General features: G+C 73.6%; 12 protein-coding genes. 4 read left to right on the top strand and 8 right to left on the bottom strand.

The window, feature by feature from the left end; genetic code table 11:
- Nucleotides 1–5: 5 nt before the first annotated feature.
- Together AB2L27_RS08455 and AB2L27_RS08450 are read right to left on the bottom strand one after the other, a co-directional pair.
- Nucleotides 6–1274 carry a sensor histidine kinase gene (locus tag AB2L27_RS08455; RefSeq protein ID WP_370441039.1) on the bottom strand — a complete coding sequence of 423 codons (1269 nt, stop codon included), beginning with the start codon at nucleotides 1272–1274 and terminating at the stop codon, nucleotides 6–8.
- Between the two features lie 220 nt (nucleotides 1275–1494).
- A complete protein-coding gene (locus tag AB2L27_RS08450) occupies nucleotides 1495–2613 on the bottom strand; it encodes a GGDEF domain-containing protein (RefSeq protein WP_370441038.1) in 1119 nt (372 codons plus the stop codon).
- A gap of 123 nt (nucleotides 2614–2736) precedes the next feature.
- On the opposite strand from AB2L27_RS08450, the gene AB2L27_RS08445 reads away from it, so the two are divergent.
- Entirely contained in the window at nucleotides 2737–3717 is a 981-nt protein-coding gene (locus AB2L27_RS08445; protein ID WP_370441037.1) for an aldo/keto reductase, read from the top strand.
- A gap of 157 nt (nucleotides 3718–3874) precedes the next feature.
- A complete protein-coding gene (locus AB2L27_RS08440) occupies nucleotides 3875–4429 on the top strand; it encodes an HD domain-containing protein (RefSeq protein WP_370441036.1) in 555 nt (184 codons plus the stop codon).
- A 22-nt stretch (nucleotides 4430–4451) separates the two neighbouring features.
- Here the strand turns inward: AB2L27_RS08440 and AB2L27_RS08435 are convergent, their stop codons facing one another.
- Nucleotides 4452–5441 carry an LLM class flavin-dependent oxidoreductase gene (locus AB2L27_RS08435; RefSeq protein ID WP_370441035.1) on the bottom strand — a complete coding sequence of 330 codons (990 nt, stop codon included), beginning with the start codon at nucleotides 5439–5441 and terminating at the stop codon, nucleotides 4452–4454.
- A gap of 204 nt (nucleotides 5442–5645) precedes the next feature.
- Here AB2L27_RS08435 and AB2L27_RS08430 point away from each other — a divergent pair, with 204 nt between their 5' ends.
- Nucleotides 5646–6350: a N5-glutamine methyltransferase family protein gene (locus AB2L27_RS08430; RefSeq protein ID WP_370441034.1), complete on the top strand. Its 705-nt coding sequence runs from the start codon at nucleotides 5646–5648 to the stop codon at nucleotides 6348–6350.
- On the opposite strand, the gene dnaB is transcribed toward AB2L27_RS08430, so the two are convergent.
- On the bottom strand, nucleotides 6320–10006 hold the full coding sequence (gene dnaB, locus AB2L27_RS08425; RefSeq protein ID WP_370441161.1) for a replicative DNA helicase: 3687 nt from the start codon (nucleotides 10004–10006) through the stop codon (nucleotides 6320–6322). The two genes, AB2L27_RS08430 and dnaB, sit on opposite strands and share 31 nt — an antisense overlap.
- Before the next feature lie 476 nt (nucleotides 10007–10482).
- Here dnaB and AB2L27_RS08420 point away from each other — a divergent pair, with 476 nt between their 5' ends.
- The gene (locus AB2L27_RS08420) at nucleotides 10483–11808 is read left to right on the top strand and encodes an MATE family efflux transporter (RefSeq protein WP_370441033.1); all 1326 of its coding nucleotides are present in this window, start codon (nucleotides 10483–10485) and stop codon (nucleotides 11806–11808) included.
- 94 nt (nucleotides 11809–11902) lie between these two features.
- Here AB2L27_RS08420 and rplI read toward each other — a convergent pair whose 3' ends face one another.
- The 4 genes from rplI to rpsF form a co-directional block, all read right to left on the bottom strand.
- Nucleotides 11903–12355: a 50S ribosomal protein L9 gene (gene rplI, locus AB2L27_RS08415; protein WP_370441032.1), complete on the bottom strand. Its 453-nt coding sequence runs from the start codon at nucleotides 12353–12355 to the stop codon at nucleotides 11903–11905.
- A gap of 14 nt (nucleotides 12356–12369) precedes the next feature.
- Nucleotides 12370–12606: a 30S ribosomal protein S18 gene (gene rpsR, locus AB2L27_RS08410; RefSeq protein ID WP_012085900.1), complete on the bottom strand. Its 237-nt coding sequence runs from the start codon at nucleotides 12604–12606 to the stop codon at nucleotides 12370–12372.
- Between the two features lie 64 nt (nucleotides 12607–12670).
- Entirely contained in the window at nucleotides 12671–13249 is a 579-nt protein-coding gene (locus AB2L27_RS08405) for a single-stranded DNA-binding protein (protein WP_370441031.1), read from the bottom strand.
- The gene (gene rpsF, locus AB2L27_RS08400) at nucleotides 13249–13545 is read right to left on the bottom strand and encodes a 30S ribosomal protein S6 (RefSeq protein ID WP_366170110.1); all 297 of its coding nucleotides are present in this window, start codon (nucleotides 13543–13545) and stop codon (nucleotides 13249–13251) included. The genes AB2L27_RS08405 and rpsF overlap by 1 nt, the downstream gene beginning before the upstream one ends.
- Between the last annotated feature and the right edge of the window lie 109 nt (nucleotides 13546–13654).

Here is a 13654-nt window from a genome sequence, read left to right as displayed (position 1 = left end):
ACCCGTCACGCCCTCCCGTCGGCCACGCCACCGGACGCGCCACCGGACGCGCCACCGGGACCGCCGAGCGGGACCGTGGCCACGACGGACGTCGGCCCGCCCCGGGGGGAGGTCACCGACAGCCGGCCCTCGACCCCGGCCAGGCGCTGGGCCAGACCGGCCAGGCCGCTGCCCTTGGCCGGGTGCGCACCCCCCACCCCGTCGTCGACGACGGAGACGACCAGGTCGGTGCCGACGGTGCCGACCGCCACCTCGACCCGGCCGGCCCCGGAGTGCTTGGCCACGTTGGTCAGCGCCTCGGCCACCGTGAAGTAGACGGCCGTCTCGGTGTGCGGGGGCAGGTCGGCCGGCACGTCCAGGGTGGCCGACGTCGGGATCGGGCTGCGCTGCAGCAGTTCGGCCACCGTCACCCGCAGCCCGCGGTCCACCAGGAGCGGCGGGGCGATGCCCCGGCTCAGGGCCCGCAGCTCCTCGGTGGTGCCACGGGCCCGGACGAGGGCGTCGTCCAGGATCTCCCCGGCCGCCCGGGGATCGGTGGACAGGTGGCGACGGGCGCGGCCGATGTCCAGGGTCAGGCGCACCATGCTCTGCTGGGGGCCGTCGTGCAGGTCCCGTTCGAGGCGGCGCAGGGACTGCGCCTCGGCCTGCCGGGCCGCGGCCCGGCTGTGCGTGACCCGGTGCACCTCCGACTGCCAGCGGGCCCGGCCGCACAGCAGGACGTCGGCGAGGCCGCCGTGCAGCAGCGCGCACCCCCGCAGCACGCGGGGCAGCAGGACCAGCGCGACGGCACCGGCCACCAGGTGCAGGAGGCTGTCGGCGCGCCGGCCGTCCCACCCGAGGAGCTCGGCCGGCCCCACGTCGTCGGCCGGCAGCCACCGTTGCCAGGACCAGTACGTCAGGCCACCCAGCGCGAGCGCCCACCAGCTCACGCCCACCACGAAGGACACGGTCCCGGTGACGAAGGCGAGCAGGGCCCAGACGGTGTCCAGCCAGGACTGGGGGTCGCGCAGCGGCACCAGCGCCCGCCGGAGACGACCGGCACCCGGCGCGGCCCGCACGTACGCGGGGGTGGGGGCCGCCCGGCCGCAGCGGCGCAGCTCGGTGCGCTGCAGGTGGGCCAGACCGCGCGCGCCGAGCAGCGTGCCGGCCGCGACGAGGACGCCGACCCACACCACCAGCAGTCCGACGGCGGCGGACAGCCCCGTGACCACGAGGACGAGACCTGCGACCCCCAGGGCCCACCCGGAGGCGATGAACACGCTGTCCTGCAGCACCTGCCGCACCCGCCCTCGGAGTCCGCCGCGGCGGGCGGGGGGCGGCGGCGGGGACCCGTCCGGGTGGGGAGGCAGCGTCGGAGCGTCGTCGAGGGGAGCGGTCTCGGTCATGGCCGCAGCCTCCCGGTGGTGGTGCCCACCCGGCGATCCTGCCAGCCCGACACCTCGGTGGGGACGGTCGGGTCTGCACGGTCGGGCCTGCACGGTCAGGCCTGCACGGTCAGGCCTGCACCGTCCGCCGGGCGGTGGGGACCTCGCCGGCGTCCGGTTCGGCGCAGACGCGGTCGCGCCCCTCGGCCTTGGCCCGGTACAGCAACCGGTCCACGCGCGCGTACAGCTCGTCCAGGACGTCCGGGACCGTCCCCCGCGGGGGGCGGGCCGCCGCCCCCGCGCTCACGGTGACCGGCGGGACCCCGCCGTCGGCGGCGACGGCGACCCGGAGCCGCTCGGCCAGCGCCGCCACCTCCTGCGCGCCGGCGCCGGGGGCCAGGACGAAGAACTCCTCGCCCCCGATGCGGGCCAGGAGGTCACCGGGGCGCACGGTCGCGGCGAGCACCGCGGCGACCCGGACCAGGACCTCGTCACCGGCTCCGTGCCCGAAGGTGTCGTTGACGCGCTTGAAGTGGTCGACGTCGAGCAGCACGGCGCCCACGCTCCGGTCCCCGAGCCCGGCCAGCGCGTCCCGCACACCGCGCCGGTTGAGCAGGCCGGTCAGGGGGTCGCGGGCGGCGAGCTCGTCGGCGCGGTCGCGCGCGGCCACGGCACGCGCCACCGCGGCGTCGAGCCGGGCCCGCAGGACGAACAGGCCGGCGACGGTGAGGACGAGCACCACGTCGACCGCCACCACGCGGGCCGTCCGCACGAGCGGATCGCCCGGGAGGACCGCGACCAGCCCGGAGGCGACGGCGACCGTGAGGGCGAGGTGCCCGGCCATCGAGCGGGCGGTCGAGGTCATCGCGGCGTACAGGGGGCCCACGACGAGCGCGGCCACGGTCGTCTGGCGGAACGCCGGGTCGGCCACGGTCACCGCGAGCACGGCGATGAGGGCCGTCGCCCACACCGACCACCAGCCCTGCGGGCGACCGGTCCGCCGGTGCCGGACGAACGCCAGCACCGCCACCGGCGGCGCCAGCAGACCCGCGGTGAGGACCACCGGGGCGGCCCCCGGACGCAGCACGTCCGGGACGAGGAACACCACGGCCAGGGCCAGCAGCAGCAGCGCCGGGGCGCACAGGAGCAGGAAGACCTGGTTGGCGCGCAGCCAGGGGCCCGGGTCGGCGGGGTCGGCGGGGACCGCGACGTCCGGCCCGCGGACCACCGCTGTTCCACGTCCCCCCACGGGAAGGTCCTCGGCAGCCGCGGACCGGTCCTGGAGCCTCGGTCCCCCGGGCGGGTCAGCCGGGCCCACCGGCCGGACCGGCTCGGCCGCGCCGGGTCCGCACCTCGCGCGTAGCGTTTCGGTATGGAGTACCGCCACCTCGGCCGCACAGGTCTGCGCGTCTCGCCGCTGTGCCTCGGAACCATGAACTTCGGCCCCCGCACCACCGAGGCCGACAGCCGCACCGTGATGGACGCCGCGCACGAGCACGGCGTCAACTTCTTCGACACCGCGAACGGCTACGGCAGCCACAAGGGCGAGACGGAGGAGATCGTCGGCCGCTGGTTCGCCCAGGGCGGCGGCCGTCGCGAGAAGACCGTCCTGGCCACCAAGCTCTACGGCGACATGACCGACTGGCCCAACGACGGGAAGCTGTCCGCCTACAACATCCGCAGGGCGTGCGACGCCTCGCTGCAGCGGCTGCAGACCGACCACATCGACCTGTACCAGATGCACCACGTCGACCGGGCGACACCGTGGGAGGAGATCTGGGAGGGCATGTCCGTCCTGCGCCAGCAGGGCAAGATCCTCTACGCGGGGTCCTCGAACTTCGCCGGCTGGCACCTCGCGACCGCGCAGGCCAGCGCCGCCGAGCGCGGGATGGTCGGTCTGGTGAGCGAGCAGTCGCTCTACAACCTCATGTCGCGCTGGGTGGAGCTCGAGGTGCTGCCCGCCGCCCAGCACCTCGGCCTCGGGGTCATCCCGTGGTCCCCGCTCGCCGGTGGCCTGCTCGGCGGGGTGCTGGCCAAGCAGGCCGGCGGCGACGAGGGCCGCGGCACGTCGAACACCGAGGGGCTGGCGGCCAACCGCGCGGCCATCGAGGCGTACGAGGACTTCTGCCGCGAGCTCGGCGCCGACCCCGCCGACGTCGGGATCGCCTGGCTGCTCACCCGCCCGGCCGTGACGGCCCCGATCATCGGCCCGCGCACGGTGCAGCAGCTCACCGGGTCGCTGCGCGCGCTGGACCTGCGGCTGGACCGGGCCGCGCTGGACCGCCTCGACGAGCTGTTCCCCGCACCGTTCCCGCACGGCGGCCGACCGGCCCCGGAGGCCTACGCCTGGTGACCCCCACCCGCCCGCGCCCCGTGCCGCACGGTGGGCAGCCGGGAACTCCTCGGCTCCTGCAACGTTGCACAGGTGGTTGGCAGGTCACCTGCGGACGTGCCATCGTGACGGCTCGACCACAGGTGACGACGGAGTCTCCAGCAGCAGGAGTCGGATGATGGACGGGAAGGACACCGGGGAGGCGCTGGCGCTGGCCCGCGACCTGCTCACGGGCGTGGACCGGCGGTACGAGCACGTCGCGGCGGCGGCCAGGACGGCCGAGCGGATCGCCCGCGTCGTCCCCGAGCAGGACCGGGACGTGCTCGTGACGGCGGCGACGCTGCACGACATCGGGTACGCACCCGCGCTGCGGCGCACGGGGTTCCACCCCCTCGACGGGGCCGACCACCTCAAGGGCCTGGGCTGGCCGCTGCGGGTGGTGGGCCTGGTCGCCCACCACAGCGGCGCACGGTTCCTCGCCCGGGCCCACGGCGTCGAGGACCTGCTCGACGTCTACCCCGACGAGGGCGGTCCCGTCGCCGACGCCCTGCTGTTCTGCGACATGACCACGGCCCCCGACGGGCGGACGGTCTCCTTCGCCGAACGGGTGCGCGACGCGCACGGCCGGCACCGCGAGGCCCCCGAGGCCGCCCGGCGCGCCCGCGCCGAGCGCGAACCGTTCCTGCGGGCCGCGGTCGCCCGCGTGCAGGCCCGGCTCGGCCCGGCGCGCTGAGGGCCCGGCCGGGCGGGGACCCTCAGACGGTCGCGCCCTCGAACGCCTCGGCCGTCAGCTGCACCGAGCGCAGCCGGGCCGGGGTGGACAGGGCCTGGTGGGCGACGACGAGCTCGTCGGCCCCGGCCTCGCGGGCGAAGTCCTGCAGGTAGGACCGGACCTCCGGCGGGGTCCCGACCGCGGAGTAGTGCTGCATCTGCTGCACGTGCTGACCCGCGGCGGTTTCCATGAGGACGTCCACCTCGGCCTCGGTGAAGGTGCGCCCCCGGCCGAACAGCGAGGTCGCGAACCGCCGCTGCACCTGCGTGAAGGACTCCCGCGCCTGCGCGGTCGTGTCCGCCGCCACGACGTTCACCCCGGCGATGACGTGGGGTTCGGCGAGCTGGTCCGAGGGCTGGAACTCGGCCCGGTAGGCGGCGACCGCCGCGCGCAGCTGCTGCGGGGCGAAGTGCGAGGCGAACGCGTAGGGCAGGCCGAACCGGGCGGCCAGGTGCGCCCCGAACGTCGAGGACCCCAGGACGTACAGCGGGACCCCGGACCCCCCGCCCGGCGTGGCCTGCACGCCCGGCACGCGGGAACGACCCTCGAGGTAGGCCTGCAGCTCCAGGACGTCCTCGGGGAACTGCGCCGACTGGGCCGGGTCGCGGCGCAGGGCGTAGGTGGTGGCCTCGTCCGAGCCGGGCGCGCGCCCCAGCCCCAGGTCGATCCGCCCCGGGTACATCGCCTCCAGCGTCCCGAACTGCTCGGCGATGCTCAGCGGGGAGTGGTTGGGCAGCATGACCCCACCCGCCCCGAGCCGGATCGTGGACGTCTTCGCCCCGACGTGGGCGATGAGGACCGCCGGCGCCGAGGAGGCGATGTGCGGCATGTTGTGGTGCTCGGCGTACCAGACGCGGCGGTAGCCGTGCTCCTCCGCGGTCTGGGCGAGCGCGACGCTCGCCGCGATGCTGTCGACCGCCGACTGCCCCGGGGCGATGGGGGCCAGGTCGAGGACGGAGAGCGCGAGCGACATGGGACGACCTTTCGAACGGCGTGTCTTTCCGCAGCTCTCAACCACCGCGGTGGCCCGTCGATTCCGGGCCGCGGCCCCACTCCCCCACCACCGGCCCTGCCAGACTCCGCGCGTGGACGCGGACGAGGTGGTGCACCGGCTGCGGAGGGGCGGGAGCGTCTTCGCCGAGCGCGAGGCGGAGCTGCTGCTGGCCGCCGGGGTGACGTGGACGCGCTCCTGGCCCGGCGGGTCGCGGGGGAACGCCTCGAGGACGTCCTGGGGTGGGCGCGGTTCGGCGGCCGGCGCTGGGTCGTCGCCTCTGGGGTGTTCGTCCCCCGCCAGCGCAGCACCGCCCTCGTCGAGGCGGCCACCGCGCACGCCCGCCCCGGGGACACCGTCCTGGACCTGGGCTGCGGCACCGGGGCCCTCGCCGGGGCGCTCGCCGACCGGGTGCCCGGTCTCGTCGTGCACGCCACCGACCTGCTGCCCGCGGCGACGGCCTGCGCCCGGTCGAACCTGCCCGGCGCCCACGTCCACACCGGCGACCTGTTCGAGCCGCTGCCGGCCGGGCTGCGGTTCGACGTCGTCCTCGCCAACGTCCCCTACGTCCCGACCGCCGGGATCGCCCACCTGCCGGTGGAGATGCGCGAGCACGAGGACCGGCGCACCCTCGACGGCGGCGCCGACGGGCTCGACGTGCTGCGCCGCGTCCTGGCCGGGGCCGGGGAGCGGCTGACCGGGCGCGGGCGGTTGTTCACCGAGCTCGACGAGGCGCAGACCGGGCCCGCGGTGCGGTGCGCCCGCGAGCACGGCCTGGACGCCGAGGTCCTCCCCGCCCCGTCGGGGGAGGAGGACGAGGAGGACGGCAGCCGCGTGCTCAGCGTGCGGGTGGGGGCACCTCAGGTGGCCATGTCGACGAACCGCGAGTAGTGCCCCTGGAACGCGACGGTGATCGTGTCCGTGGGGCCGTTGCGGTGCTTGGCGACGATGAAGTCGGCCTCCCCCGCGCGCGGGGACTCCTTCTCGTACATGTCCTCGCGGTGCAGCAGGATGACCATGTCGGCGTCCTGCTCGATCGAGTTGTGGACGGCGATGCCGTTGGCGACGAAGTTGTGGCCGCCGACGACGGTGGCGTCGTAGACCTGCTCCTCGCCGTCGGGCTCGATGGCGACGACCTCGTCCCAGATGACGTCGTTCACGGCGTGGACGTCGAGATCGGCGTGGTCGAGGACGTCCACGACCGTCGCCAGAGCCCCGCGCTCGGACGTCGCTGCCGCCTCGTCCAGCACGCTCGCCGTCACCGCGGCCCGCAGCTCGTCGGCCAACCGCACCGGCGCGTCCAGCTGCTCGCGACGGCCGATCACCTCGGCCAGGGTCTGCGCCGATTCGGCGGCGAGACGACCGTCGATGCCGATCTCCTGGAGGAACCGGCGCACGTCGTCACGACCGGACACCTCCAGGGTCCAGCCGTGCGGGAAACCCCCGGCACCCGTGCCCCGACGCACCTGCGCACTGATGCCGAAGCGCAGCAGCAGCAGCGCGACGTCGTCCAGCGACCGACGTGCGGGGTGCACCAGGCGCACTCCGCGACCGACCTCCACGGTGCCGAGCTCCGCCGACAGGTGCGCCAGGAAGAGGGCGATCCGCGGCTTGGGCAGGTGGAACACCTCGGACGGCAGACCTCCCGACCCGGAGGTACCGCGGAGACCGAGCTCGTCGAAGAACTCGCGGACGGGGTGTTGCGCACCGGGGTCGGTGCTGAGCACCAGACCGGCACCGTGCGGGCGGACGCGCAACCCGAGGGCGGCCGCAGCCGCGGTGACGGCCTCGACCCCGCCCTGACGACCACCGCGGTAGCTCACCGGCCGGTGGGCGGACACCCGCCCACCGCCGAGCAAGCGCGCGAGGAGCACGACGTGGGCGTCGTCCCAGGCCGTCAACCGCTCGGGCGCCGGCACGTGCCGAGGTGTTGCGAGGCGATCACCGGTGGACAGCTCCCCCAGCGGTTTCCACCCGTCGAGGGTGAGGAACGGGTGGTTGGCCGTCGCCCGCACCTCCTTGCCCGACGCCGTGCGCAACCGGAACACGGGCTTCACCCCCGTGGGGAAGACGTGGGTGAGGTGCCGTCGCACGTACCGCAGCGACTCGTCGAGCGCCCACACCGGGACGTCGTGCGCCTGCAGGGCGAACAACTCCTCCATCGTCGTCTCCGCACCGGTGTCGGCGCGCAGGACCCGGGTGTCCGCGGTGAGGCAGCCCGATTCGCGAAGGTCCGACACCATCGGCCGCTTGTCCGTGCGCTGCTCCGGACCACGGTTCAGCTGCGACAGCGCGATGACCGGGACCTCGATCTCCTTGGCCAGCAGCTTGAGGGCGCGGGAGAACTCCGAGACCTCCTGCTGGCGCGACTCGACGCGCTTGCCGGACGTCATGAGCTGCAGGTAGTCGACGATGACCAGTTTGAGGTCCGCCCGCTGCTTCAGGCGCCGGCACTTCGACCGGATCTCCATGAGCGACATGTTCGGGGAGTCGTCGATGTAGAGGGGCGCCTCGTTGATGGACCCCATCGTGCGGGCGAACCGCGTCCAGTCCGCGTCGTCCATGCTCCCCTTGCGCATCTTCTGCAGCGGGACGCGGGCCTCGGCGGACAGCAGGCGCATGGCGATCTCGTTGCGGCCCATCTCCAGGGAGAAGATGACCGAGGCGAGGCCGTGCTTGATGGAGGCGGCGCGGGCGATGTCCAACCCCAGCGTCGAGTTGTGGGTCGGGATCATCGACCGGCCCGCGAGGTACAAGTGGTTGTCGTTCGAAACTTCCACGCAGCGGACGGGAACGGGACGAACGGGACGCACGTCGGTGATGAACCGACTGTCCCGACGCTGGAAGGTGCGGACTCGGCGATCTTTGTGCAACAGCCGTTTACGCTCCAGCCGGAAGACGTCGTCGTCGGTGCTGAAGGTGACGGTGAAGGAGGTCGAGCTCTCCGCCGACCTGCCCTTGACAGGTTTCTCGCTCCACCCGGACCGGTACCCGAGGCTGTGCACGAGTTCGCGGAACCCTTCCGCCAGACGCCGGGACGTCACCGCGAACTGCACGGTCCCCGAGGGGGCGACGGTACCGTCCGTGTCGAGGAGCCCGGCCAGGAGAGCACGTCGCTGACTCTCGGAAGCCCGGAGGTACTCGATGGGGAGGTGCTTGTTCCCCAGGACACCAACCGTTCGCAATCGCGCCTGCAGCGTGCCCCTCTCGTCGCGGCAGGTGGCACACAGCGCGAGCCCACTCGACGGACGCCCACACGACGGGCAGGCGGGTGGAACGCTCCGGCCACCCACCAGCTTGGCCTTGCCCCCGCAGCTGCGACCACAGGTCTTGATCTCCGAGGTGCGCGGGATGAACGTGCCACCACAGACGACGCACGTTCGAGCCACCACCGTCACCTTGGGCAGGCCCATGGAGTACGAGAGACTGCCCACCGGCTTCACCTCGAGTCCTTCGGATTCGAGGTGCACGACGAGCTCCGGGTCCGCGGTGGTGATGCGTGCCGAAGCGCTGTGGCCGTCACCCAACCACGCCCCGAGGACGTAGGGAGGGACGAGGAGCTCACGCTCGGCCAGCGCGAGCGGAGCGGCGAGGGGCACCGAGTGGTTGAGCCGTTGATCGCCGGTCGTCACACGGAGACTCGCCGCGATCTCGCCGGTCGTGCGCACCGAGCCGGAGGCCCCTGCGGCAGCCCTCCTGGATGCACGAGTCGTGGTGAACCACTGGTGCTGCTCATCCGCGACGATCACGGTGCCGTCGGAGAAGCTCACCTCGTAGCAGGGGCGGTCGACCATGACCTCGGTGGTGGCCACGACCGTCGTCGGGCGGCCGTCGGCACCGACGAGCTCGTCGCCGACGGCGACCTCGCCCATCGTCGTCCACCCGGTCGGCGTCGGCAGCGGCGTGTCGAGAGCCAGGGCCTTGCCGACCGCCGGCCGCGCCGCGATGACGATCATCTGCCCCGGGTGCAGGCCGTTGGTGAGGCTGTCGAGGTCGGCGAAGCCGGTCGGGACGCCGACCATCCCCTCCCCGCGGTGGGAACTGGCCTCGATCTCGTCGATGGTGCCCTCGATGACGTCCCCGAGGACGGCGTAGTCCTCCTTGGTCCGCTTCTCGGTGACCGCGTACATCTCGGCCTGCGCGCTGTTGACGACGGCCTCGACGTCCATGCCGTCGGAGCCGTAGCCCATCTGCACGATGCGGGTGCCGGCCTCGACGAGGCGGCGCAGCACCGCGCGCTCGGCGACGATGCGCGCGTAGAAGGCGGCGTTGGCCGCGGTGGGGACGGTGGAGATGAGGTCGTGCAGGTAGGGCGTCCCGCCGACGCGGGTCAGCTCGCCCTTGTTCGTCAGCTCGGCCGAGACGGTGACGGGGTCGGCCGGCTCACCGCGGGAGTACAGGTCGAGGATCGCGTCGTAGATCAGCTCGTGGGCCGGGCGGTAGAAGTCCTGGCTCTTGATGACCTCGACGACGTCGGCGATGGCGTCCTTGGAGAGCATCATCCCGCCGAGCACGCCCTGCTCGGCGGCGATGTCCTGCGGGGGCATCCGGTCGAACGACTCGCCCCGGGACTCCCGCCCGCGGCCCTGGCCACGACCCCCGCGGCCTCCGCGATCACCGTCGTCGGGGGGGCCGACGTCGACCGGAGGCTCGTCGTACGTGGTCACGGCAGCAGACCCTCTTCCCTCGGAGACGTCCCCGCGACGGTCTCTGCCCGCAGGTCTAGCGGACGGCTCCGACACGTCCACGGGCACAGTGACCGACGAGCCGTGCGCCGGTCAAATGTCCCTGTGCACAGGGCGGTGGACAGGCTGTGGATCAACTGGGGACCGTTGTGCACAGGGGGTGGACAAGGCTGGGGACAAGTCGCCGGGACCGGGGGACGCAGACGGGTTGGACACCGCTGACCTGCGACGATGCCACCCACAGGTTGTCCACCAGCTGTGGAGACGAGAACGTTCGTCCGGACGAGGAGAAGTCGGTTCTGTTGCGGTTGGGTAACGCTGTGTCAAGAGGCCTCAAGGTGACCGACCGTGATGCCGAGATCCTCCGGTTGGCCGTCCCGGCGCTCGGCGCCCTCGTCGCCGAACCGCTGTTCCTGCTCGCCGACTCGGCGATCGTGGCCCGCCTCGGGACCCTCCCGCTGGCCGGTCTCGGCATCGCCGGGGCCGTCCTGGCGACGGCCGTCAGCGTCTTCGTCTTCCTCGCCTACGGCACGACGGCGGCCGTGGCCCGCCGCCTGGGCACCGGGGACCTGCGCGGTGCCCTGGCCCAGGGCGTGGACGGCCTGTGGCTGGCCCTGGGCCTGGGTGTCGTGGTCGCCGTCGCGCTGCGGCTGGGCTCGGGGCCGGCCGTGGACCTGCTGGGCGTCAGCGGGCAGGCCCGGCCCCACGCCCTGACCTACCTGCACTGGAGCCTGCCCGGCCTGCCGGGGATGCTCGTCGTGCTGGCCGCCACCGGTGTCCTGCGCGGGCTGCAGGACACCCGCACCCCGCTCGTGGTCGCCTCCGCCGGGGCCGTCCTCAACGCCGGCCTGAACCTGCTGCTGGTCCACGGCCTCGGGTGGGGCATCGCCGGGTCGGCCGCCGGGACGGCCGTGACCCAGCTGCTCATGGCCCTCGCCCTGGCCGCCGTCGTCGCGCGCGGCGTCCGGCGCACCGGGGCCCGGGTCAGGCCCCACCCCCTCGGCGTCCTGCGCAACGCCCGCGACGGCGTCCCGCTGCTCGTGCGCACGGTGACCCTGCGCGTGGCGGCCCTGCTGACGACGTTCGTCGCCGCCGCCCAGGGCGATGCGGGCATCGCCGCGCACCAGGTCGCGAACACCGTGTGGACGACCACCGCCCTCGCCCTGGACGCCCTCGCCATCGCCGCGCAGGCCCTCGTCGGGCGCGCCCTGGGCGCCGGTGACGTCGCGGACGTGCGGGCGACGATCCGGCGGATGGTCCAGTGGGGGGTGGCCGTCGGGGCCGGTCTCGGGCTGCTCATCGGGGTCACCAGCCCGCTGCTCGCCGGCTTCTTCGCCCCCGAGGGCGAGGTCCGCGACTTCCTCGTGGCGGCCCTCGTGGTCCTGGCGGTGTGCCTGCCGGCGGCCGGGTGGGTGTTCGTCCTGGACGGCGTCCTCATCGGCGCCGGCGACGGCCCCTACCTCGCGCGGGCGGGGGTCCTCACCCTGGCCTGCTACGTCCCGGCCGCGCTCGCCGTGCTGTGGCTGGCCCCGCCGGGACGGTGGGGACTGGTCGGGTTGTGGGCCGCCTTCGCCGGGCTCTACACCCTCGCGCGCCTGGTGACGCTGGTCCGGCGCGAACGCCGGGACGTCTGGATGGTCACCGGCGCCGGCACCCGCCCCTGACCCGGGCCCCCGGCCCCGGCCCCGGCCCCGGGGACGACGGAGGCCGGCCGCACCCGTGGGTGCGACCGGCCTCCGGTCGTTCAGCAGGACCTGCTCAGGCGGTGGCCTCGACGACGTCGATGGTCACCGTCGCGGAGACGTCCGCGTGCAGGCGGACGAGAGCCTTGTGCGTGCCGGTCGTCTTGATCGGCTGCGGGATCTCGACCTTGCGCTTGTCGATCGAGGGGCCACCGGCGGCCGAGACCGCCTGGGCCACGTCGGCCGGGGTGATGGCGCCGAAGAGGCGCCCACCCTGGCCGGCCCGGGCGGCGAAGGCCACCGTGCGGGCTTCGAGCGACTGCTTGACGGCCTTGGCGTCGTCGAGCGAGGCGATCTCACGGGCCTTGCGGGCCTTGCGGATCGCGTCGATCTGCTTCTCCGCGCCCTTGGTCCACGGGGTGGCCAGGTTGCGGGGCAGCAGGAAGTTGCGGCCGTAGCCGTCCTTGACCTCGACGACGTCGCCGGGGGTCCCGAGGCCGGTGACCTCGTGGGTGAGGATGAGCTTCATCTCGTGACCCCTTCTCAGCGCGCGGAGCTGCTGTAGGGCAGCAGCGCCATCTCGCGAGCGTTCTTGATCGCCTTGGCGATCTGACGCTGCTCCTGGACGGACACGCCCGTCACCCGACGCGCGCGGATCTTGCCGCGGTCGGAGATGAACTTGCGCAGCAGCGCGGTGTCCTTGTAGTCGACCGCCTCGATCTTGGCGGCCTTCAGCGGGTTCTGCTTCTTCTTGGGCTTGCGCACGGGCACCTTGGCCATCGTGGTGCTCCCCTCTCGTGAGAGCCCAGGCGTCAGACCTGGGATGGAATGGTGTTCAGAGCTGTCAGAAGGGCGGGTCGTCGTTCGACGCGCCGCCCCAACCACCGCCGCCGCCCTGGCTGCCGCCGGACGGGCCGGTGGCCCAGGGGTCGTCCTGCTGCTGCGGGGCGCCACCGCCGGAGCCGCCGCCCCAGCCGCCGCCACCGCCGCCGTTGCCACCGCTGCCGCCGCCGGAGAACCCGCCGCCGCCACCGAAACCACCGCCGCCGGAGCCGCCGCGGGAGGTCTTGTTGACCTTCGCCGTTGCGTAGCGGAGCGAGGGGCCGATCTCGTCGACCTGCATCTCGATGACGGTGCGCTTCTCGCCTTCCTTCGTGTCGAAGGTGCGCGACTGCAGCCGACCGGTCACCACGACCCGCGTGCCCCGCGTCAGCGACTCGGCGACGTTCTCGGCCGCCTCCCGCCAGATCGCGCAGCGCATGAACAGCGTCTCGCCGTCCTTCCACTCGTTCGACTGGCGGTCGAACGTGCGGGGCGTGGAGGCGACCGTGAAGTTGGCCACCGCCGCGCCGGAGGGGGTGAAGCGCAGCTCGGGGTCGTTGGTGAGGTTCCCGATCAGCGTGATGACGGTTTCACCCGCCATCAGGCAGCCTCGGCTCGCAGCAGCTTGGTCCGCAGAACGCTCTCGTTGAGGTTCAGCTGACGGTCGAGTTCCTGCGCGACGGCGGGCTCGGTGTTGAGCTCGACGACGGCGTAGATGCCCTCGGACTTCTTCTTGATGTCGTAGGAGAGCCGGCGGCGGCCCCAGATGTCGACCTTGCCGACCTCGCCACCACCCTGGCGAACCACGTTGAGGAAGCGGTCGAGCGAGGGACCGACGGTCCGCTCTTCCAGCTCCGCGTCGAGGATCACCATGAGCTCGTACTGACGCGCGCTCATTCCCCACCTCCTTCGGTCTCAGCGGCCACGGTCTCTCCGTGGCAGGAGGGTCTCGGTGCGTGTCTGCCCCCGCCCGCGTGCGTGGACGAGCCACGACGTGGAGGGGAAC

This window comes from Kineococcus halophytocola (assembly GCF_041276425.1).
Classification (GTDB): domain Bacteria; phylum Actinomycetota; class Actinomycetes; order Actinomycetales; family Kineococcaceae; genus Kineococcus; species Kineococcus halophytocola.
Note: the sequence above shows the minus strand (reverse complement) of the source record. Positions and strands in the feature narration are given on the sequence as shown.